Below are 21,164 nucleotides of genomic sequence, written 5' to 3' on the forward strand. Positions count from 1 at the left end.
TTTACGAGTTGTAAATGGTGTTTTAAAATAAAGTTTAGATAAAACCTAAACGTTATTTTCTACTTCTTCAATACCCTAAATATTTTTCCACCGATTTTAGCTAAATATAACCCGGTAGTCATATCAGAAGCATCCCATATGAAATCTGTAGTGGTTGTAATATTATCTTTATAATATACTTTAGTACCTAAAATATTATATACCTCTAAAGAAGTGTTAGTACTATTCTTTTTAGTCAAGGAATCTGCAAAAGAAAATGTAAATATTCCATTTGAAGGATTAGGTGAAACTCTAATACTATTATTGATAGTGACTAATGGTGTGTCTACTGATAAAACACCCCCTTCTTCAATGTTTCCAAAAATCTGAAACTTTTGGTCTAAAGGACCAGGTCTTCCGAAAGCTAACGAAGCTACTGTCCAATTAATTGCGCCTGCTCCAAATATATCATTCTCATCTCTAATATGAGATTCCCTTCCTATTCCTGCATCCTGTGTTTCCCAAGACCATTGTTGTATATTAGGTCTAAAAGGTAGTATTGCATAAATGGATATCCAATAATCTCCACTATTCAACTTTATTTTATTGTCAAATGTCACTTCAATATTAGGATTAAATCGTTCAGATACAGGTGTTACCACTTCGCTATCAAAAATTTCATTGCCTGGAACTCCTTCGTCATCTTCATAAATAATTACCCTAACATCATTTAACGGTGGTCCGTTTCTTCCGGAGCCAAACGCTAATAAACCTTCGATCTCCCAATTATAACCTTCTGGAATTGTGAAATCATCAGCTGCCTGAACTAAACCATCAAAATCTGTAAAGAATTGTGACGGTAAGGTAGAAATTGAAATATCATTTTGTTCGTAAATCGGTACCTCTAGAACTCTAAGGGTAAATCCAGTAGAAACCTGTTCTCCATTAGAGGTAGCGATAAGACCAATTGTTGCAGAACCTTTATTATTTGGAAGATATGAAATTACCAGACTATCATTTTTTCTATTAACAGTCACGAAGTCAGAATTAGTATTTGTAATTTCTATCTCTATTGGTAATCCCTGTGATTGTAAAAATAAGTTATTGATATTAACTTTAATAGAATCCGGATCTTCATCAACAAATGCAGTAATATCATCTAACGTATTAATTACACTTAAATTGGATTCTGGAAATTCTCTTCCAATAATTGGTAATTTTGCGCTAAATACACCGTTTCCATGAGTAGCTACAGCAATAAAACCATCTTTACGAGTTACGATTTCATCTGCTACTGTTCCATTAGTAACAAAAGGCTCTCGATACCATTTTGTATTTGCTCCATCAATCTTTAAAGTATAATACACCCCGGTACTTGTTGCTGCAAATACTTCATCTACTAAAGATGATAGGACTCCCGTATCACTGCCAAAAAAGGCAGTACTCCGTACGGAAGGGCCATTACCCGTTCCATCTGGGTTTTCTTCTAAGTTACCACTAATATCTGTCCAGGTTTCTCCTCCATCTTTCGTAAAAAATAAACTAGGTATTCCATAATTAGAGAAAGTAATAATAACCCTATCCGGATTAGATGGATCTACATTGATATCATTTACATTACCAGCAGGTAAACCTTTACCTGTGCTTATATCTATGGCAGGTTGATTATCCAAATTGGCATTATCCATACGATACACTAAGCCAGTACTTGTACCATAATATAATCGATTTGCCACTGGATATTTTGAAACGTCTAATGAAACAATGTTTCCAGAGGCTACTACTGAAGAGGTTATAATAGACCATTGTTCAGTGGCTAAAGAATTAGAAAATAAAGGCACCTCATCTAAATTGTTATTTCTCCAAATTGTATTCCCATTCGGTAAATACATTATATTATCGTTATTCTTATCTAGAATAAAAGGAGCTACAAAACTTAGACTACCTGCACCTTCTGGTTGAATTCTTGTAAAAGCAGTTTGTATTCCGTTTTCATCATAATTAAATCGAAATATTCTACCTCTCTGTGAAGAAACATATCTCGTTAACCCTCCATCAGCAATTGCACTGTAAGAACCATCTCCTGAAAATAAATCCACCCAATTAGCAGTTGAGTTTGTTGAATTTGTATACCAGGTACTATTATCCTGAAAACCAGCAATTAAATCATCACTATTTGCACTTGGATCAAAAGAAACGTGATAAGGTTGTGTTGTTAAATAGCCATTATTTAAATCAATCCAGGATACGGGTTCCACACCACTATTGGCAGTAGTAATATCTTCAGTTATATATACTCCTCCATCATTTCCGGATAAAACTTTATCTGGGTTAGATGGGTAATATATTAACATATGTTGATCCGGATGTTGATTAGTATAAGTAGAAATATCATTTACAGGTGAATATCCAGCGATCCAACTTTCCTGACCAGCAGGTGTAGTATAACCCGTAGTAGATCGATATAAATTAGTTCCTCCCAAAATAATAAAATTAGGATCCCCGGGTTTTACTTCACAAACCATATTATATCCAAATTGTAAATTTAAATTCCCTACAGGCGCGCCAATAGTTCTAGGAATGTTTGCTGTTAGGTCTGTATAAGAACTATCCACTACATTGTATCTAAATAAATAAGCATCGGCTAAAGTATTTCTTGCAAAAAAATAAACTGTATTTTCATTATTTGGATCTATCTCAATCTTAACCCGTCCAAAACTTTCTAATCCTTCCGGAGTAATATTAGTCCATGTCTCTCCGTCAGCTGATGTAAAGAAACCCTTATTCGAAGGAGCTGAAAACTCTACTGTAGCATAAAGTTTTCCGGAAGGAGAACTTACTACATCTGTCCAGCTATTGTCATCTCCAGTATCTAAGACCTTATCGAAGGTCAAACCTTTATCAGATGATTTTTGAATTCCTGTTGTTGTAGATACATATAAGTCACTATTAATAGGGTTAATAGCAAGACGTGATATTAAATCAAAATCTGTGTTAGTATCAACCACACTATTATCATTTGTTGCATCTAAGATTTTCCAACTTAAACCACCATCAATAGATTTGTAAACACCATTCCCCTGATAAGGAGCGCTGGAAGATGCACTTGCAGAATTCCCAAAAAACTCACCTGATCCATAATACCAAGTTTTATTATCTAGTGATGTAGTATCTTGGATAATATAAGTAATACTTTGAGAATCGCCTTCAACATTTGAGACCTTACTCCAGGTCACTCCACTATTTTCGGATCTCCATAAACCACCGGATACCCCACCAGCCAAAATAATATTCTCATCATTTACATCAATTGCCAAAGCACGGGTTCTGCCCCCAACGTTAAATGGACCTCTACTTTTAAAATAAGAATAATCACCATTTTTTAATTTGGACTTGGTTTTAAAATCTGTACCTTCTTCAATATTTTCGGAAAAATTTCTTTCTAAATTCTTAATGTTTTCCGGAATTTGGTTTGTATATGGGTTTTTAACCATATTAAATTCGTGCTCTAAACGATCTATGGCACGGTCAGCCACCTTTTGTGGTTTCTTTTCAATGGCACCAGATTCGGAGTCATAAATTTTTGACATTTTGTACAGTTGATGTCCTTTTAATACCGGACCTTGCTGAGGAGGAGTAGTTTGTGCCATTATAGCTGTAGTAAAACCTAGAGCTGATAATACACAACCTAACACCCTACGTTTTGACGTAAGTGTATTGATTTGCATAAATAATAATAATGTTAATAATCTGAAACTAAGATAAAGGAAATATTCAAACAATATGTTGATAAACTAACATTAGTTTGCGAAAAATCAGTATCTTTCTTTATTAGATTATTAATTATTGATGAATTTAATGCTAATCATTCAATTAAAGAAGATAATAACAAGTAGAAATATGTATTGAATTAATTAAATGTAGAAGTAAGTCTATGTTTCTTTTAAATAATTATAAGTTCTCACCTTTTCATCTTAGATTCAACATATAAATGCAACAGTTTATCTGTTGATAAAAAGCCCCCACCATAGTTTTAGCCCTAGGGCTAAAACTATGGTGGGGGCGGCTAAAAATCTCATACCTTTGGGTTGGAAAACTTAAAGAATATGGAACATTTAACGCTGGAGGAAAGGTACAAAATATCAGCGCTTTTAGAACTTAAAACCCCTAAAAAGGAAATAGCAGAACAGTTGGGTCGGGATCGCTCTACTATATATAGGGAAGTAGGACGCAATGCTGATCACCGAAGTGGGAAGTACAATGCTGAGCTAGCCCAAAGAAAAGCCCAAAAACGCCATAAGGATAAAACAAAGCATAAGGTTTTTACCCCTTCCATGGAGAAGCTTGTTTGCGATGGGCTTGAAGACCACCTTAGCCCGGAACAGATCAAAGGAAGGGCTATGTTAGAAGGAACTCCTTGTGTATCGCATGAGCGTATCTACCAGTTTATATGGCAAGATAAGAAAGCAGGCGGGAAAGCATACCTTTGTTTGCGTAACCAGGGAAGGAAGTACCAGAAAAGGGGCGGTAAGCAAGCAGGTAGGGGGTGCATCCCTAATAGAAGGGACATAACAGAACGCCCCCGGGTAGTAGACAAAAAAGAAAGGATAGGTGACCTTGAGATTGACCTGGTGATAGGTAAAGACCATAGAGGTGCCCTTGTCACTATAAACGATAGGGCTACAGGGATGCTAAGGATGGGGCATATAGAAAACAAATCAGCCCGAGAAGTCCAGGTGAAAACGGAAGAACTACTGGAAGATTGGAAGCCCTTCATTAAAACTATTACCAGTGACAACGGGAAGGAGTTTGCAAACCATCAGGAAATAGCAGAGGAGCTTGATATTAATTTTTACTTTGCAAAACCCTACCATAGCTGACAAAGGGGTGCCAATGAAAACCTCAACGGGCTGATAAGGTAATATTTCCCAAAAGGTAGTAGCTTTGCAGAGATAACTAAGGAAGCGGTAGAGAAAGTAGAAAACATTTTAAACAATAGGCCTAGGAAAAGGTTCGGGTATAAAACACCCAATGAGGTATACGCAACTTTTATCAACAAAACGCAAACTGTCGCATTTATAACTTGAATGTAGGTATCTAAATATTAATAACCCAAAAAACAGTTAGATTCTATACATCAAACAAAGTTGAATGAAAATAACTTAAAGACAAACCCTACTCCCCAACCGGCACTAAAAAAACTTCTCGTACTTCAGTTATTACATGGCAAATATCACTTTCCACAATAATTGGGGTTTCTGAAGAGAAAGGTTCGAAATCAGCTCCGGTTATTTCTAAGGTATAAGTTCCTTCTTTTTCAAATGCACCAAAGTAAGCACTTTCAATAAATTCCAACAGTTCTGAGCCTGTACTATCAATGGCATTTACCGAAATACCATTCTTAATAATAGAGTCTGTTTCAATATTTTTAACCACAACTTCCAATCCGGGACGTAATTCTTCAGTACAAAAAACAGGATCTTCCACATCTCTGGTGCTTTCACTACACGAGACAAGTAATAATAACCCGGTTATGATATATAAAAGTTTCATCATTTAATCTTCTTACTTTTTTATAAGATGTAAAAAATAGATAAACGTTGCGTCTGTACTATAAATCAAAAGTTATTCCCTGGGCTAAAGGGAGTTCTATAGAATAATTAATGGTATTGGTTTGCCTTCTCATATAAACCTTCCAGGCATCTGAACCTGATTCCCGTCCTCCCCCGGTATCTTTTTCACCACCGAAGGCACCCCCAATCTCTGCTCCGGATGTTCCTATATTTACATTAGCAATGCCACAATCAGAGCCTTGCTGCGATAAAAACAATTCTGCTTCCCTTAAATTAGTGGTCATAATTGCCGAAGACAAGCCTTGTTTTACATTGTTCTGGATAGCAATTGCATTTTGAACTTCTCCGTCATACCTCAGTAGGTATAAAATAGGAGCAAAGGTTTCGTGTTGAACAATGTCAAAGCTATTATCAGCTTCAATAATAACCGGGCGTACATAACATCCGCTTTTATAGTCTTCTCCTGTTAACACTTCACCTTCGATTAAAATGGTACCTCCTACTTTCTTTACTTTTTCCAAAGCTTTCTGATAGGTAGCTACGGCCTCTTTATCAATTAATGGACCCACATGGTTTCTTTCATCTAGCGGATTACCAATTTTTAATTGTTGATAGGCTTTAAGTAAGGAGTTCTTTACTTCCTCATAAATTTCTTCATGTATAATCAATCTTCTGGTAGACGTACAACGTTGTCCTGCCGTACCTACTGCGCCAAAGACAGCACCCATGATGGTCATTCTAATATCGGCATCCGGAGTAACAATAATGGCATTATTGCCCCCCAATTCTAATAGAGATTTTCCTAAGCGTTTTCCCACGGTAGCTGCTACGATTTTTCCCATTCGGGTAGAGCCAGTTACTGAAATTAGCGGAATTTGATCATCCTTAGTTAGCATTTCTCCAACCTGGTAGTCTCCATTTATTAAGCACGAAATCCCTTCAGGTAGATTATTTTCTTTTAAAACATTTGCAATAATATGTTGGCAAGCAACCGCACATAAGGGTGTTTTTTCGCTAGGTTTCCAGATACAAACATTCCCACAAACCCAGGCTAACGCTGTATTCCAGGCCCAAACCGCTACCGGAAAGTTAAAAGCCGAAATGATCCCTACAATACCCAACGGATGGTACTGTTCGTACATACGATGCATTGGTCGCTCGGAATGCATGGTAAATCCATGTAATTGTCGGGATAAACCTACCGCAAAATCACAGATATCAATCATTTCCTGTACTTCCCCCAAACCTTCTTGTAAAGACTTACCCATTTCATAAGACACTAAGGTACCCAAGGCTTGCTTTTGTTTCCTTAGTGCTTCTCCGAATTGCCGGACTATTTCTCCTCTTTGTGGTGCTGGCACCATTCGCCAATGTACAAAGGCTTCTTTTGCTTTCTGTATTACCTGTGTATATTCTTCGGCAGTGGTGGTAGTTACCTTTGCAATAGCATTTCCGTCTACCGGAGAATAGGATGCTATATGATTGCCGTTACCTAACCAAGCCATTCCGGTTGAGGTTCCTTTATTTTCCGGTTGAATCTGTAAAGTTGCTAAAGTGTCTTTAATCATTTGTGTAAATGCCATAAGTTTATATGAATCTTAGTTTGCAACAAAACGCTTGTCAGTTTCCATGACATGTCCGCAATTAGTACAGGTTCGCAACTCTTCGCTGTTATAAAAGTGTTGAAAATGTTTTAAAAAATCTTTTTCGATATTTTCTAATGGAAAATAAACTTCATATAATTTATGATTGCATTGATCGCAGTACCATAACAAACCATCTTTACCAGGTAATTTCGTACGTTTCCGTTCAATAACCAATCCAATCGAATTTTTATGTCGTACCGGTGAATGCGGAACCTTGGCCGGATGCAGGTACATATCTCCTTCTGATAATGTCATGGTTCTTTTCTTTCCATCTTCTTGGATATGTACTTCTATTTCTCCTTCTAATTGGTAGAACAATTCTTCGGTTTCATTATAATGGTAGTCTTTTCTGGCGTTTGGTCCTGCTACAATCATTACAATATAGTCCCCTGCATCTTTGTATAGATTTTTATTCCCAACCGGGGGTTTTAGCGTATCCCGGTTTTCTTTAATCCACCGTTGTAGATTAAAAGGTTTTTGAATTGACATTATTGCTATTTTAAAGTTTTAAAAGTAATAAATCTGATACTATTTTATACAAAAGGGAATCTTAAGATTTTTTTGTTGGTTAATAGTTGTTAGTTTATTTGTTATCTGTTACTTGTTATTGGGTTATTTAGTTAAATAGCCAGAAGCGAAAAGTGTCATCTGTTACTTGTCATTAAGTTATTAGGTTATTTAGTTGTTAAGTTGAATCTGATCTCTCATAATATTGTTTGATAATTTTTAAATGCTGAAGGCTTAGCTTATAGTCAATTCATAATTCTACATTCTGAATCTTGTGTTGCTCGCAACTAAATGAATCATAGATTACCCTTTCGTACCAAAATTTGCTGGATTTTGCCTAAGGCAGACGGGATTAATTCGACCTGCCAATTCTTCTGCGTTGCTTCGCAACTTGTAGCATTGTGGGTCTCATTAAAAAGAAATCGCTCGAGCAACTTTCGTTGTAGAGCGATTTCTAACTAAATAACCAACCAAAAAGTCTTTATATTGATACAATTCTATATTTAAAAAGTGCTAATTACTTTCAATTACAAGAATATCATGCTTTCTTTATGTTACTAAAATAACGTATGAAAATCCCTATTCATTGCCTACTATAATGATAATCAAAAGTTAAATTTTCTTTTAGTTTCACTAGTAAATAGTTGATGTGCATTGTTTTACTTTAGGAATATCCTCTCTTTATAACAAAACATTAAAAAGTCATTTTTTAGTAGCAAAATCATTTTAGTTACATTTGGTGAATTACCTATTGTATGAAAGATAAAAAAATTACTTTTTCCGTATTTGGTGGTGGTAGTTGGGCTACGGCAATTGTCAAAATGTTAACTGAAAACTTGGAAGAAGTAGGATGGTATATGCGCAGTGTATATGCTTTGGAACATATTAAAAAACAAGATCATAACCCCAATTATTTGAGTTCAGTAGAATTTAAAAACGAACAACTACTATTAACTAATAATATCAACGAAGCAGTAGAACGATCAGATTACTTGATTTTTGCCATTCCTTCGGCGTTTTTATATACCGAATTAGAAAAACTAACTACCTCTTTAAAAGATAAAGTGATTTTCTCTGCCATTAAAGGGATTATCCCAGAAACCGGAAAAATTGTTGGAGAGCATTTTCATGAGGTTTATAATATTCCTTTTGATCATATCGGTGTGATTACAGGCCCTTGCCATGCTGAAGAAGTTGCCCTAGAACGCTTATCTTATTTAACCATAGCTTCTGATGATGAAGCTAAAGCCGAAATGATGGCAAAGCACTTGCGTAGTGATTATATTAAGTGTAAAACCAGTGATGATATTATAGGAACCGAATATGCGGCGGTGCTTAAAAACATTTATTCGGTTGCTGCCGGAATTGCCCATGGTTTGGGATACGGGGATAATTTTCAAAGTGTATTGATGAGTAACGCTATCCGCGAAATGAAACGTTTCATTAAAAAAATACATAAAATGAAACGGAACATTAATGATTCCGCTTATTTAGGAGATTTACTGGTAACGGGATATTCTATTTTTTCCCGAAACCGGATGTTTGGGAATATGATTGGTAAAGGCTATACGGTAAAAAGTGCCCAAATGGAAATGAATATGATTGCCGAAGGCTATTTTGCCGCAAAAACCGCTTACGAAACGAAAGCTGCGGAGCATACCCGAACGCCTATTATCGATGCGGTACATAATATTTTATATAAAAATAAAAATCCGAAAAAGGTATTTAAAAAATTAGCGGATCAATTGGATTAATTATGATAAATATATTGGTATCCCCACAATGGTTAAACGAAAGATTGGACAACGCCAACCTAAAGGTCATTCTAGCAAAACTAGATAGAAAAGCAGTTACCATACCTAATTCCATAGCAATCCAACAGATCCCCGGAACTATTAGTATTGATATTAAAAGAGATTTTTCTGATACTACTAGCGATTTACCCAATACCTTACTTCCTGAGAAGAAATTTCTGGAAAAAATTAGAATGTTAGGCATCAAACCTTCGGATAATATCGTAATTTATGATCAATATGGTCTGTATGCCAGTCCCAGAATATGGTGGATATTTTCTAACCTGGGGTTTAAAAATACCTATGTTCTGAATGGCGGAATGCCTTCCTGGATCCAACATCAATATCCTATCGAATCTATGGGAATAGAATCTTTAAAGCAAGAAATCAACCTAGAAGAAAATTTTGAAATACCCAAATCTCTATTTAAAGTTTGTAATAAAGAAGAAATCCTTCAAACTTTAAATGATGACAGCCATGTTGTTATTGACGCCCGTTCTTCCGGAAGGTTTTATGGAACAGCACCAGAACCCCGTCAAACTTTACGAAGCGGGCATATTCCTAATTCCATTAACCTTCCTTTCACGCAACTGGTTCAAAATGGGGAGATGCTTCCTAAGGAAGAATTGATTACCATTTTTAAACCTTTACAACTACAAAATAAAAAACTAATTTTTACCTGTGGTTCTGGTATTACTGCTTGTATTGTACTTTTAGCTGCAAGTATCGCCGGGTATTCTGACTTATTTTTATATGATGGCTCTTGGAGTGAATGGGGTGCTTCCCGAAATCTACCTGTTTCAACCTCTTAAAAATTTCAAAAAAAGAACTCTTGATTTGTTCCCAATTTTAGTTTTAAAAACGTAATTTGTTTTTAAATTAAGTATATAAAATAGGAACAGAATGTCGATAGAAGTTTTTTAATTAGTCTGGAATAGACTATAATTAAAGTATACTTTTAGAGGTAGAATGTTTTTGACTCCGCTCTAACTGACATTTTAGAACCGAGTTTGTATAAAATAAATTGTTAAGTTCAAAATGATCCCTTTTCTTATTTAATTATAATAGAAATAGAAATAAATTAAAAATATGCTAAGATCAAGTTTGTTATTGATTTCCATTGGTTTATACACTATCTGTAGTAGTGCACAGCAGCAATTTCATTTACAGGATTTTTATAAATATGATGCCGAACTGGATTATGTAGTGGATTCTATTTATAATTCATTAACAGACCAGCAACGCATAGCACAAATGATTATTACTTCTGCGGGAGAACTGGGTAAACCTATGAGTACGGTTGAAAAGCTAGCGGAAAAAGATGCTATTGGTGGAGTAGTATTTTTAAAAGGGGATAAAAAAACGCATACGGAGAGCATAGGTACTCTTAATAGTATTTCAAAAAAGAACAATACACTACCCCTGCTTTTTAGTATGGATGCAGAACCCAGTTTATTTGCCAGCCGGATTAAGGGAGCAAAAGATGTAGGTAAAACTATAAATATTAAAACAAAAGAACAATCTGACGAAGTAGTTGCTATCATTAATAATGAATTAAAAGAAATAGGAGTCCAACATAACTATGCTCCGGTATTAGATGTAAGTGCTTCAAATGAAGCTATTAAATCCCGTAGCTATGGAAGTGATAAAGACAAAGTGATTGAATTGGCAAATCAATTTATACAATGTACCCAGGAAGGGGGTATTATCGCTACGGCAAAACATTTTCCCGGACATGGACTGGTAAAAGGGGATACACATAAACAAAGTGTCTATATTGATGGCGCTTTACAAGAAGTAGCTAACTATAAAAAAATTATTGAAGACGGTGTTATTTCTATCATGGTTGCTCATATCACCATTCAAAACAATGAGATGTACGGAACAAATAATTTACCCGCTAGCTGTTCGCCAAAAATTATTAATGGTTTATTAAAAAAGGAGATGGGTTTTAAAGGCGTAGTCATTTCAGATGCTTTAAATATTATGAAAGCGGTTACTATCCTGGACAATGCCCCTTTACTAGCCTCTAAAGCAGGTTGCGATTTGATTTTAATGCCTCAAAATGAAGAACAGGTTATCAAAGATATTTTAGCTGAAATAAAAACTGACAAAAATTACAAGAAACAGATAGAACAATCCGTAAAAAAGGTGCTTAGAATGAAGGTTTGTGCTGGAGTGGTTTCCATTTGAAATTAGTACTATTGTTACATGTATTTCTTGAATGTCTAAGAAACAGGATCGCTATCGCTTTTAGAGCCAGGAAACAGGACTAACTTTAACTCTCTTAATTTAGCTCTTTGAGATTATTAGAACGAAAATTTATGATGAATAACTATCTGGTTAGTAGCACTTTTAAGAAATAGAGTTATAACAACACTTTAGGAACTAAAAAATAAAGATTTAAACAACCTCAAACAATTTACCCGGTAGCGGGCGTACCACTCCTTTTAATTCCATATTAAGCAATAGCGCTGCTATTTTAAAAGTTGGGATGTTGCATTGTAAGGCAATTACATCTAATAATTCCTTTCCGTTCTCTTTTAAAAAGTTGTATACTATTTTCTCTTCTTCCTCTAATTCTACAAATAATTGTTTTTGAACCGGTTTCTCTTTCTTTTTACTTAACTCCCATCCTAACATATAAATTAAGTCTGCAGCACTGGTTAACATTTGCGCTTTTTGAGTTTTAATAAGGGTATTACAACCTTTGCTCAACGTATCGGTGGGTCTTCCGGGAACCGCAAATACTTCCCTATGATAAGAATGTGCAATATCAGCCGTAACCAGTGACCCTCCTTTTCCGGCGCTTTCAATAACTACGGTAGCTTCGCTTAACCCTGCTATGATCCGGTTTCTTCCTAAGAAATTCTTCCGGTCAAAGGTATCCGTACTCCAAAAATCCGTAAAAAACCCACCGTTATTTTCAACATCCTCCATGTATTTTTTATGGGTTTTAGGATAAATTTGATTCAAACCGTGGGCAAGACAAGCTACGGTTTGTAACTTATAATGAATGGCTGCTTTATGCGCTGTAATATCTACTCCGTAAGCAAATCCTGAAACAATTACCGGGTTAAGCGGAGCGAGCTGTTCAATAAATTCTTCACAAAACCGAACCCCATGACTGGTCACCTTACGTGTCCCTACGATACTAATAATTTTACGATCCTGTAATTGTATATTTCCACGACTAAACAAAACTACCGGGCTGTCTATACAGTGCTTTAATTTGGACGGATAACCAGGTTCATCGTACATAGAAAACTGAATATTATGATCTTCTACAAACCGGATTTCCTGATCGGCTAATATCTGAATTTCTTTATTGCCTAAGTCTTTGATTTTATGTGCGCCAATTCCGTGGATTTTCAATAACCGAGATGGTTTTTCTTTAAGAACTCCTTCAGCAGAACCTACGGTGTTTATTAATTTTTTAATAGAACTATCACCCAGGTTAGGAGCCTTCTTTAAGATTAAAAGTGATCGCAGTTTTGTTTGGTTCATTTTTATTTCCCTTATACCTACAAAGAACTATATAAAATTGAATTATACAAAGTTTGTAAATCAAGTAATTTATTCATAAACCTGTTCATAAAAAATAAAAGAAGACACAGGTTAGCCTTTTGTTTTTTCTATCTTTGAAATGTTTACGGTTTAACTCGTTTTTATGAATCATACGGCAGCTTATCTTAAAGATCTTTTATATCGATATGATTGTGTCATACTTCCTGGTTTCGGGGCTTTTTTATCACAAAGAAAACCTGCTTTTATCCAGGAAAATAGCCAACATTTTTATCCACCGTCCAAAGTAATTTCTTTTAACGAGCAACTGCAACATAATGATGGTTTGTTAGCTAATTATATAGCTTCTGTTGAAAAATGCAGTTTTAAAGAAGCTGTTGACAAAATTGAAATTTACGTAACTAACCTAAAAAACTCTTTATACAACCAAGAGGTGTATTTAAAAAATATAGGTGCCTTCTTTACTTCAGGAGAAGGTAGATTACAGTTTAAACCGGACTCACAAACTAATTTTTTACCGGAAGCTTTTGGGTTATCTTCGATTACTACTCCGGCCGTAATTCTTCAAGCTCCGGAAAGAGAAGTGCTTAAAGAACAAGTAGAAGTATTAGAAGAAAAAACTCCAATTGCTTTTACGCCAGAAAAACGAAAAGAACGAAACTACTCACGATATGCAGCTACGGCAGCTATTATCATTGGAATTACCGGTTTATTAAGTTATACCGGAATCCAATGGAGAAACAGCCAGGTAGCAGACGCAAATTTTATGACTCGTACAGAGGTTGCAAAGGATATGGATCATTTGATTCAGGAGGCTACTTTTGAAATAAGTAATCCCCTACCAGCTATCAATTTAGCGGTTGCGAATCTTAAAGAAAAGAAAACAACCGAATCTTCAACGGTTTACGGATATAAGTATCATATTGTGGCAGGTGCGTTTCGAATTAAAGAAAATGCGATTAATAGAAAAGAGCATTTACAAGCTAATGGATATCAAGCCCGTTTAATCGGTAAAAATAAATACGGTTTACATCAGGTAGTATATAATAGCTATGCTACCCGTTATGAAGCTTTGCAAGCTTTAAAAAACATAAAGCATTCAGAAAATCGGAGAGCATGGTTACTTATTGCTTCCATTCAAAATTAAGCCCCTCTATTTTATGAACGCCAAATCTCCTTCCGAATCACTTACGGTACTCACTGATTTGGTACTCACAGGTGAAACCAATTCTTTAAATAATCTTTTTGGTGGTGAATTGTTAGCACGTATGGACCGGGCCGGTGGTATTGCCGCAGGTCGACATTCTCGAAGAGTAGTGGTAACGGCATCCGTAAATCATGTTGCATTTAGTAAAGCCATTCCGCTGGGAAGTGTGGTTACCATTGAAGCTAAGGTATCCCGCGCTTTTACTTCTTCTATGGAAGTGGTCATTGATGTCTGGATTGAAGACCGTCAAAGCGGGGATCGAACCAAATCCAATGAAGCTATTTATACGTTTGTTGCTGTAGATGCTCAAGGTACTCCGGTACCAATTCCACCTATCCAACCGGAAACTCCCCTGGAAATTGAACGCTATGAAGCTGCCTTACGGCGAAAACAACTGAGCCTGGTACTTGCCGGTAAATTAAAAGCTGCAGAAGCTACGGAACTAAAAGCTTTATTTGTCTAGTATTCTTACATTCTATAAATCCATTGTTGGGGATTTAGTTTTTTAGTATTTTGATAAATCAGGAATTTCATAATAGCCCTACCGGTTGCGGGATTTGTCCGGACGTTACCGATTACTTCTTTTGTTTCTAACTTTTGACCTTCGGTTACTGCGATGTTCTCGAGGTTGTAATAGGTCGTTATGTAATTTCCATGTTTGACGATGACCAGACGGCTTGCCCCTTTTAATTTTTTAATATCCATTACTTCTCCGGCAAAAATTGCCCTTGCTTTTTCTCCAGGTTTGGTTTCCAGTTCTACCCCGCTACTATTAATTTCAATATTGGGTAGGGTGGGATGGGGTTGACGACCAAATTTTTTAGTGATTCGGCCGGCACCTACCGGCCAGGGAAGCTTTCCTTTATTTGCCGTAAAGCTGTCGGCCAACTTTTTATCCTCGGGGGTTAGTGAGAAGGTAGTGGCCGTTCCAGTAGTTGCTGTCTTTGAAGTTTTCTTCTTTTTGTTAGCTCGTGCAATTGCTTCTCGTATTAGTTTTTCGATCTGCCGGTCAACTGCATCTGCTTCTTTTTGTTTTTGTCGAATTTGCTTTTTATAAACACTTTCTTTACTACGAATAGTTGCCATTAGCGCTACCTGCTGTTTTTTTTGCGAAGCCAATTTTGCCTGTACCTCTTTGTTTTCCTGAACCAGTTTTTCTTTATTTTCTTTTTTCTTGGCCAGGTCCAGGTTTAACTGTTGTAAATCGGTTGCTTTGTTTTGAATCTGTTCCCCCTGTTCTCTTCGGTATTCATTGTATTGTTTTAAGTATTGTAACCTGCGATAGGCTTGAGCGAAATCAGCAGAGGATAGTAAAAACATAATTTTGCTTTGTTGCGATTTGCTGCGACGTGCCTGTACTACCATTTTGGCATATTCTTCTTTCAGTACCTTTAGTTCTTTGCGGTAGTCTTGTATTTTATTTAGGTTGGCATTGATCTCACGAGAAAGTAAATTGGCTTGTTGATTGGTAACCTTGATCAGGTTTTGCCGGGTTTGAATTTGAGAACTCAGTGTTTCTACTTCATCCAGTACTGACTTTTCTTTAGCCTTATTGGATTCTTGCAGTTGCATCATGCTAGCAATTTCCTGGCGTAACTGCTTCCGTTTTTCTTCTAGCTGTTCCTGCTTGGTTTTTTGAGAAAATGCATTGAAGCTTAAACAACAAATTATACAAACGGCGAATAATTTACTTATGCTCATTCAATGCTAACTTTTTCATATCCTTTCGGAATAGAAAACGGAAAACTTACAGCTGCATTGTAATCTACCGTCTTATATTCAATCTTGATTTTGGTAATATCACTTTCATCCTTTGCCTGAATTTCTATTTTCTTCGGAAAATCCTGATTGGCTACCTTTTGATATTCTTCATAATTAATCCGGGCACTACGGTTCTTTTCAGCTTGTGCAATTTGTTGCCATTGTAATTTAAAAGTATTAGGATTGAAAGCCAATAATCTTTGAAATAATGCTAATTCTTCTTTAGGTTTTAAAATATATACATCTGATACTACTGAAGATTGAAAGGCTTCGCTATTCAAATCAAATATGGCTTTTCCGATCAACATTTGTTGTATTTGTTCAAAATTCAAAGTAGTCCCCAAAAATTTACTGAGAACACTGAAATCCCCTTCAAAATAAGAATTATTAATTTTTTCGTAATAACTGACTTTATCCGGAGTAATAAGTACTTTTGCTAACGTAATTCCTAACATTTTAGCACTTAGCCATATCTTCTCGTCTTTTTTCATTCGTAAGGTTACACTTGGGCTCACCGATTGTTTTTTACCTTCATATCTTACTCGAAGTTTTGCATTCAGGGTGTTAAAATCAAAGGTGTTTGTATTATACTTGTCAATAACCTTTTCAGCTTTCATTTTCTTTAGTTTTGCACCTCCAATTCCTTTTGTTCCGCCGCAAGAAGTTATTACCATGACAATAACTATTAATATTCCAATTTTCTTCCTCATGAATTATTGTACTTTACGCTGGTTTTCGACTGCCTTCTTTTCAAATTCGGCTGCCTTTTCAGGGCTTCCTTTTTTTTGATAGGCTAAAGATAGTTGTTTGTACAGATCAGATAACAATTTAGGGTCATCAATAACAAAATCTACCCCGGTTTCTAAAGATTCAATGGCATCATCTACCTCATCGGTATTAAGAAAAGTTACTCCTTGTACTAAATATAGTACCGGTTGCGTAGGATATAATTCGAGTGCTAATTCGCTTCCTATTTTAGCTTTTTCAAATCGTTTTAGATCTAGTTGCAATAACAAAATCCTCTTTAATACTGTAAAGTCTGAAGCATTAGCTTGTAAGCCTTTTTCGTAGAAGTTTAATGCCAGTTCTTTTTGGTTTTTTTCGTAGTAATAATTTCCAATTTCAGTAGCGATTTTAGGACCTGCCTTATCTCCGTCAAAAGCTTTGGATACTTCAACCAAGTTGGATTCATATTGCGGATTGCCTTTTATATAAATAAGAAAATCATTAACTACTTTATATTTTGCATCCGAATCTACGACTTTACTAGCCAACGAAATTTTAATAGAATTTACCGCTTCGTTAATTTGATTATCGTTCAGGTAAAACTTGTACAACGCTAAATGTACCAGTTCGGATTTTGGGTTTCTCTCTATTAATTTTTTTGCAACTTTAAAAGCTTCTTCTTTCTGATCGTTTTGACTATACAGGTAGATAAGGTTGATATAATTTTGTTCGTTTTTAGGATTACTTTCGATTTTCTGTTCTAATTTGGCAATCTGACTATTCGGATTGGTAAGTTTTGAACCGATTTTTAACCGAAGTTGTTGCCGGTAACTATCCGTACCCAACTCTTCTTCTAATTCGTCAATAAGGTTCATGGCTTCTTCATACCTTTTTTCCAGAAAATATAAGTTAGCCAGTTGTTCTTTAAATAAAGGGTCGTACGTAACCAGTTTTTCAACTGTTCCTACGGATTCTTTAAATTTACCCTGAACAAAATAGGTTTCATAGAGTAATTCAAGAATATACCGCTTTTCTTCAATTTTATCCAAGGCTTTCTTAAACTGAATTTCAGCTTGATCGTATACTTTTAAAGCCTGGTAATTCTTGCCGAGTTCTACATATAATATTCCTGGAGAACTGTCAATTTTAATACATTTTTCTAACGCTTGTACGGCTTTTTCATGATTGGTAATTGCTTTTTGTTTGAGGGCTTCAAAAAAACTTTCCTGAAACTCATCTGAATTATTGCCAAGATCATCCACATTAATTTCCATCTGAGGTTTGATTTCCTGAGCACTAAGCTTCCCTCCCAGAAACAGGACTAACAGTAATTTGTAAATGATCTTGTTATAAAGCATATTTTATTTTAAAACGGAATAATCCCCAATACTTACCGTGGTAAATTCGCCATCATATTGCACGTTATTACCAATCATCGCATTGTCTAGTTTTGCATTTTTTATGGTCGTATTAGTTTGTACCAAAGAATTTTTTATGCTTGTATTCTCAATCACACAACCGTCTCCGATAGAAACATTAGGCCCTACTTTAGCATTATTTAAAACTACCCCTTTCCCAATATAACAAGGTTTGATAATTTCAGATTCATCCTGAATTAGATCAGGGTCAATCAAAGGTTCCTGGTCTTGTTCTAAAAAACCTAACATCCTGGTATTTGTTTCCACTGTCACCGCTTTATTTCCGCAGTCCATCCATTCGTCAACTTCTCCTGTCACAAAAACCTTTCCGCTTTGTATCATTCGCTTGATTCCGTCATTAATTTGATACTCACCGCCGTTGATAATATTATTTTCCAGTACGTATTGTAATTCTTTTTTCAGGACTTCAACATCTTTATAATAATAAATACCAATGACCGCTAAATCCGAAACAAACTCTTCCGGTTTTTCTATTAGTTCTACGATTTCTTTTTTTTCATTCAGTTTTACGACGCCATAAGCTTCCGGTTGATCTACCTGCTTTACCCAGATGACCGCATCTGCATTTTTATCCAGGTTAAAATTAGCTTTAATCAAGGTGTCTGCATACGCAATTACCGCTGGTCCGGAAAGGGAATCCGCAGCGCACATAATGGCATGCCCGGTTCCTAAAGGTTGATCCTGACGATAAATCGAAGCTTTTGCATTTAATTCTGCCGCCAATTCTTTTAGGCTTCCTACCACATCTTCCCCAAAAAAAGCGGGATCTCCCAGGATGAAGGCAATTTCGTCAACCGGTTCGTCCAGTACCTTAGAAATATCCGTGACTAATCTATGTACAATCGGTTTTCCGGCGATAGGTATTAATGGTTTAGGAACTGTTAAGGTATGAGGGCGCAATCTTGATCCGCGACCTGCCATAGGAACTATTATTTTCATTGTTTGTTGTTATCTAGGTTTTGTTAGAAACCTTAATTGTTTGTATATGTGCTTTACTGTTTTTTATTTAACCCCGGTACTACCGAACCCCCCTGCTCCCCGACTGGTTTCCGACAAAACGTCCACTTCATTCCAGGTTGCCTGCTCATATTTAGCTAAAACCATTTGTGCAATCCGGTCACCGTTTTGGATTTCGAAGTTTTCTTTTGACAAATTGATTAGAATTACTCCAACTTCTCCTCGATAATCCGCATCAATCGTTCCCGGAGCATTTAATACCGTAACCCCTTTTTTAATCGCCAATCCGCTTCGGGGTCTAACCTGTGCTTCAATCCCTACGGGTAATTCCATAAATAGCCCGGTAGGTATAATTTTACGTTCCATAGGTTCCAGTACCACAGGATCGGTAAGATTTGCTTTTATATCCATTCCTGCGGAAGCTATGGTTTCGTAATTAGGTAAGGAATGAGATGATTTATTAATAATGTGTACGGTCATAAAACAAAGCTAATTTTTTAGGGATTTATTTTTTTAGTATTCTGCTTATCTCTTTTCGTTCCCCAAAATATAAAAGTAGCAAAAACGTAAGGAATAGCGGAACAGATACTAAATAATTGCTGTCAAATACATAAAAAGAAAGGGTTGAAAACAATATGGATAATCCAAAATAAGTTCCGATTTTTTTTAGGTCGTAGGGGATAGGATATTGTTTTCTACCCAGCCACCAGGAACTTAACATCATAAAACTATAAGCTACCAGGGTGGCGATAGCAGAACCTATATAGGAAATATATGGGATTAAAAGGATATTAAGAACTAATGTAATTATTGCTGCTACTACTGAAATATATGCCCCTATGATGGTCTTATCCGTAACTTTATACCATACAGATAGGTTGTGATAAATCCCTAAACAAAAATTTGCCAGCAATACGATAGGTACGATTATAATTCCCTCCCAATACACTGGATCTCTTACAATATATACTTTTAAAATATCAATAAAAGTCACTACAAAAAGAAAAATAACTGCTCCGAAAATAACAAAATACTTGGTAATTTGCGCATAGGTGTTTGCTGCGTTTTTTTCTTTGGCCTGACTAAAAAAGAAAGGCTCGATTCCTAATCGGAATGCTGTAGCAAATAAGGTCATAAACAAGGCTAACTTATAGCAAGCTCCGTAAATTCCCACCTGTGCTTTTGCAATTGCATCCGGTAGCATTTTACTTAGTAAGATTTTATCAAAGGTTTCATTAATGGAATAAGCAGCTCCGGCAATCAGAACCGGCCACCCGTATTGCATCATTTGTTTCCAAAGTTTTACATCAACTTTATAGGATATCTTAAAATAAAAGGAAGCCAACGCTAGTAGTGTAAAAGCACTGGCAATAAAATTGGAAATAAAGATAAAATGAATTTCGTTTTGGTTTTCAAAAAGATGATAAATTAAAGAATTCGGAGAAATCATTTTTGACATATAAACCAAAAAATATACGTTCAAAGATAAATTGATTACAACGTTTGCAATTTTAATAATAGCATATTTTATCGGCCTCTGGGATGCCCTTAGATAAGCAAACGGGATGATAACGACTGCGTCCAGAAATAAAATCCAAATTACCAGTTTAATATAATTAACATCAATTTCAACGAAGTCCGCAATTGCTCCCTGAAAAGTCCAGGCTATCCCTACGAATAGGAGGGATGAAAACAATAAAGAAAGCGTAGAAGTGTTGACTACCTGTTTTTGTTGTGATTTTTCCTGGTAAAACCGAAAAAACGCGGTTTCCATTCCGTAGGCCAGGATTACGTTACAAATGATAAAATAAGAAAAGATGATGGTTACTTTTCCGTATTCATCTTCAGGTAGGATATTGGTATATAACGGAAGTAACAGAAATGAAAACATCCTGGGCAATACCGTTGCCAAGCCGTAGATAAAGGTCTGTTTAAAAAGCTTCTGAAAAATAAGTGTATGGTCTTAAATTACAGAGTAAAAATACGATTAATCTCTGTTTGTTTAAGAGAAAGTTGAAAATAGGGCTGCTGTTGGTATAGTGGTTTTGTTT

16 protein-coding genes and 1 pseudogene are annotated in these 21,164 nt (G+C 35.7%); 6 read left to right on the forward strand and 11 right to left on the reverse strand.

All coding sequences use genetic code 11. From position 1 onward, the window contains the following. Nucleotides 1-59: 59 nt before the first annotated feature. Nucleotides 60-3,707, reverse strand: coding sequence for a T9SS type A sorting domain-containing protein (locus tag NBT05_RS04055; protein ID WP_265772170.1), 3,648 nt, complete (start codon nucleotides 3,705-3,707; stop codon nucleotides 60-62). A 378-nt stretch (nucleotides 3,708-4,085) separates the two neighbouring features. On the opposite strand from NBT05_RS04055, the pseudogene NBT05_RS04060 reads away from it, so the two are divergent. Beyond that, nucleotides 4,086-5,066: pseudogene (locus tag NBT05_RS04060) on the forward strand (IS30 family transposase). Nucleotides 5,067-5,154: 88 nt separating this feature from the next. On the opposite strand, the gene NBT05_RS04065 reads toward NBT05_RS04060, so the two are convergent. Genes NBT05_RS04065 through NBT05_RS04075 form a run of 3 tightly spaced genes read right to left on the reverse strand, consistent with a single transcriptional unit; the run spans nucleotide 5,155 to nucleotide 7,687 of the window. After that, complete coding sequence (locus NBT05_RS04065) at nucleotides 5,155-5,535, reverse strand: hypothetical protein (RefSeq protein ID WP_265772172.1); 381 nt, start codon at nucleotides 5,533-5,535, stop codon at nucleotides 5,155-5,157. 55 nt (nucleotides 5,536-5,590) lie between these two features. Continuing rightward, entirely contained in the window at nucleotides 5,591-7,135 is a 1,545-nt protein-coding gene (locus tag NBT05_RS04070; RefSeq protein WP_265772173.1) for an aldehyde dehydrogenase family protein, read from the reverse strand. A 15-nt stretch (nucleotides 7,136-7,150) separates the two neighbouring features. Next, complete coding sequence (locus NBT05_RS04075; protein WP_265772174.1) at nucleotides 7,151-7,687, reverse strand: 3-hydroxyanthranilate 3,4-dioxygenase; 537 nt, start codon at nucleotides 7,685-7,687, stop codon at nucleotides 7,151-7,153. 773 nt (nucleotides 7,688-8,460) lie between these two features. Here NBT05_RS04075 and NBT05_RS04080 point away from each other — a divergent pair. The 3 genes from NBT05_RS04080 (at nucleotide 8,461) to NBT05_RS04090 (ending at nucleotide 11,691) form a co-directional block, all read left to right on the forward strand. Further along, entirely contained in the window at nucleotides 8,461-9,459 is a 999-nt protein-coding gene (locus tag NBT05_RS04080) for an NAD(P)H-dependent glycerol-3-phosphate dehydrogenase (RefSeq protein WP_265772175.1), read from the forward strand. A gap of 2 nt (nucleotides 9,460-9,461) precedes the next feature. Beyond that, on the forward strand, nucleotides 9,462-10,310 hold the full coding sequence (locus NBT05_RS04085) for a sulfurtransferase (protein WP_265772176.1): 849 nt from the start codon (nucleotides 9,462-9,464) through the stop codon (nucleotides 10,308-10,310). Between the two features lie 277 nt (nucleotides 10,311-10,587). Then, nucleotides 10,588-11,691: a glycoside hydrolase family 3 N-terminal domain-containing protein gene (locus NBT05_RS04090; protein WP_265772177.1), complete on the forward strand. Its 1,104-nt coding sequence runs from the start codon at nucleotides 10,588-10,590 to the stop codon at nucleotides 11,689-11,691. Nucleotides 11,692-11,901: 210 nt separating this feature from the next. Here NBT05_RS04090 and dprA read toward each other — a convergent pair whose 3' ends face one another. Next, a complete protein-coding gene (gene dprA / locus NBT05_RS04095) occupies nucleotides 11,902-13,005 on the reverse strand; it encodes a DNA-processing protein DprA (protein ID WP_265772179.1) in 1,104 nt (367 codons plus the stop codon). A 163-nt stretch (nucleotides 13,006-13,168) separates the two neighbouring features. Between dprA and NBT05_RS04100 the strand changes: the two genes are divergently transcribed. Next, a complete protein-coding gene (locus tag NBT05_RS04100) occupies nucleotides 13,169-14,170 on the forward strand; it encodes an SPOR domain-containing protein (RefSeq protein WP_265772180.1) in 1,002 nt (333 codons plus the stop codon). Nucleotides 14,171-14,183: 13 nt separating this feature from the next. Beyond that, the gene (locus NBT05_RS04105; RefSeq protein WP_265772181.1) at nucleotides 14,184-14,693 is read left to right on the forward strand and encodes an acyl-CoA thioesterase; all 510 of its coding nucleotides are present in this window, start codon (nucleotides 14,184-14,186) and stop codon (nucleotides 14,691-14,693) included. A gap of 5 nt (nucleotides 14,694-14,698) precedes the next feature. On the opposite strand, the gene NBT05_RS04110 is transcribed toward NBT05_RS04105, so the two are convergent. The 6 genes from NBT05_RS04110 to NBT05_RS04135 all read right to left on the reverse strand — a co-directional run bounded on the left by NBT05_RS04110 (nucleotide 14,699) and on the right by NBT05_RS04135 (nucleotide 21,025). Further along, a complete protein-coding gene (locus tag NBT05_RS04110) occupies nucleotides 14,699-15,931 on the reverse strand; it encodes a murein hydrolase activator EnvC family protein (RefSeq protein ID WP_265772182.1) in 1,233 nt (410 codons plus the stop codon). Then, nucleotides 15,928-16,701 (reverse strand): DUF4292 domain-containing protein, encoded by a 774-nt coding sequence (locus NBT05_RS04115; protein ID WP_265772183.1) that lies wholly within the window; start codon nucleotides 16,699-16,701, stop codon nucleotides 15,928-15,930. The genes NBT05_RS04110 and NBT05_RS04115 overlap by 4 nt, the downstream gene beginning before the upstream one ends. Nucleotides 16,702-16,704: 3 nt before the next feature. Further along, nucleotides 16,705-18,075 (reverse strand): tetratricopeptide repeat protein, encoded by a 1,371-nt coding sequence (locus NBT05_RS04120; RefSeq protein WP_265772184.1) that lies wholly within the window; start codon nucleotides 18,073-18,075, stop codon nucleotides 16,705-16,707. A gap of 3 nt (nucleotides 18,076-18,078) precedes the next feature. Continuing rightward, the gene (locus NBT05_RS04125) at nucleotides 18,079-19,095 is read right to left on the reverse strand and encodes a sugar nucleotidyltransferase (RefSeq protein WP_265772186.1); all 1,017 of its coding nucleotides are present in this window, start codon (nucleotides 19,093-19,095) and stop codon (nucleotides 18,079-18,081) included. Between the two features lie 63 nt (nucleotides 19,096-19,158). Further along, nucleotides 19,159-19,593, reverse strand: a complete 435-nt coding sequence (gene dut, locus NBT05_RS04130) for a dUTP diphosphatase (RefSeq protein ID WP_265772188.1) — start codon at nucleotides 19,591-19,593, stop codon at nucleotides 19,159-19,161. A 25-nt stretch (nucleotides 19,594-19,618) separates the two neighbouring features. Beyond that, on the reverse strand, nucleotides 19,619-21,025 hold the full coding sequence (locus tag NBT05_RS04135; protein WP_265772189.1) for a lipopolysaccharide biosynthesis protein: 1,407 nt from the start codon (nucleotides 21,023-21,025) through the stop codon (nucleotides 19,619-19,621). Between the last annotated feature and the right edge of the window lie 139 nt (nucleotides 21,026-21,164).

It is taken from the genome of Aquimarina sp. ERC-38, from assembly GCF_026222555.1.
Taxonomy (GTDB): domain Bacteria; phylum Bacteroidota; class Bacteroidia; order Flavobacteriales; family Flavobacteriaceae; genus Aquimarina.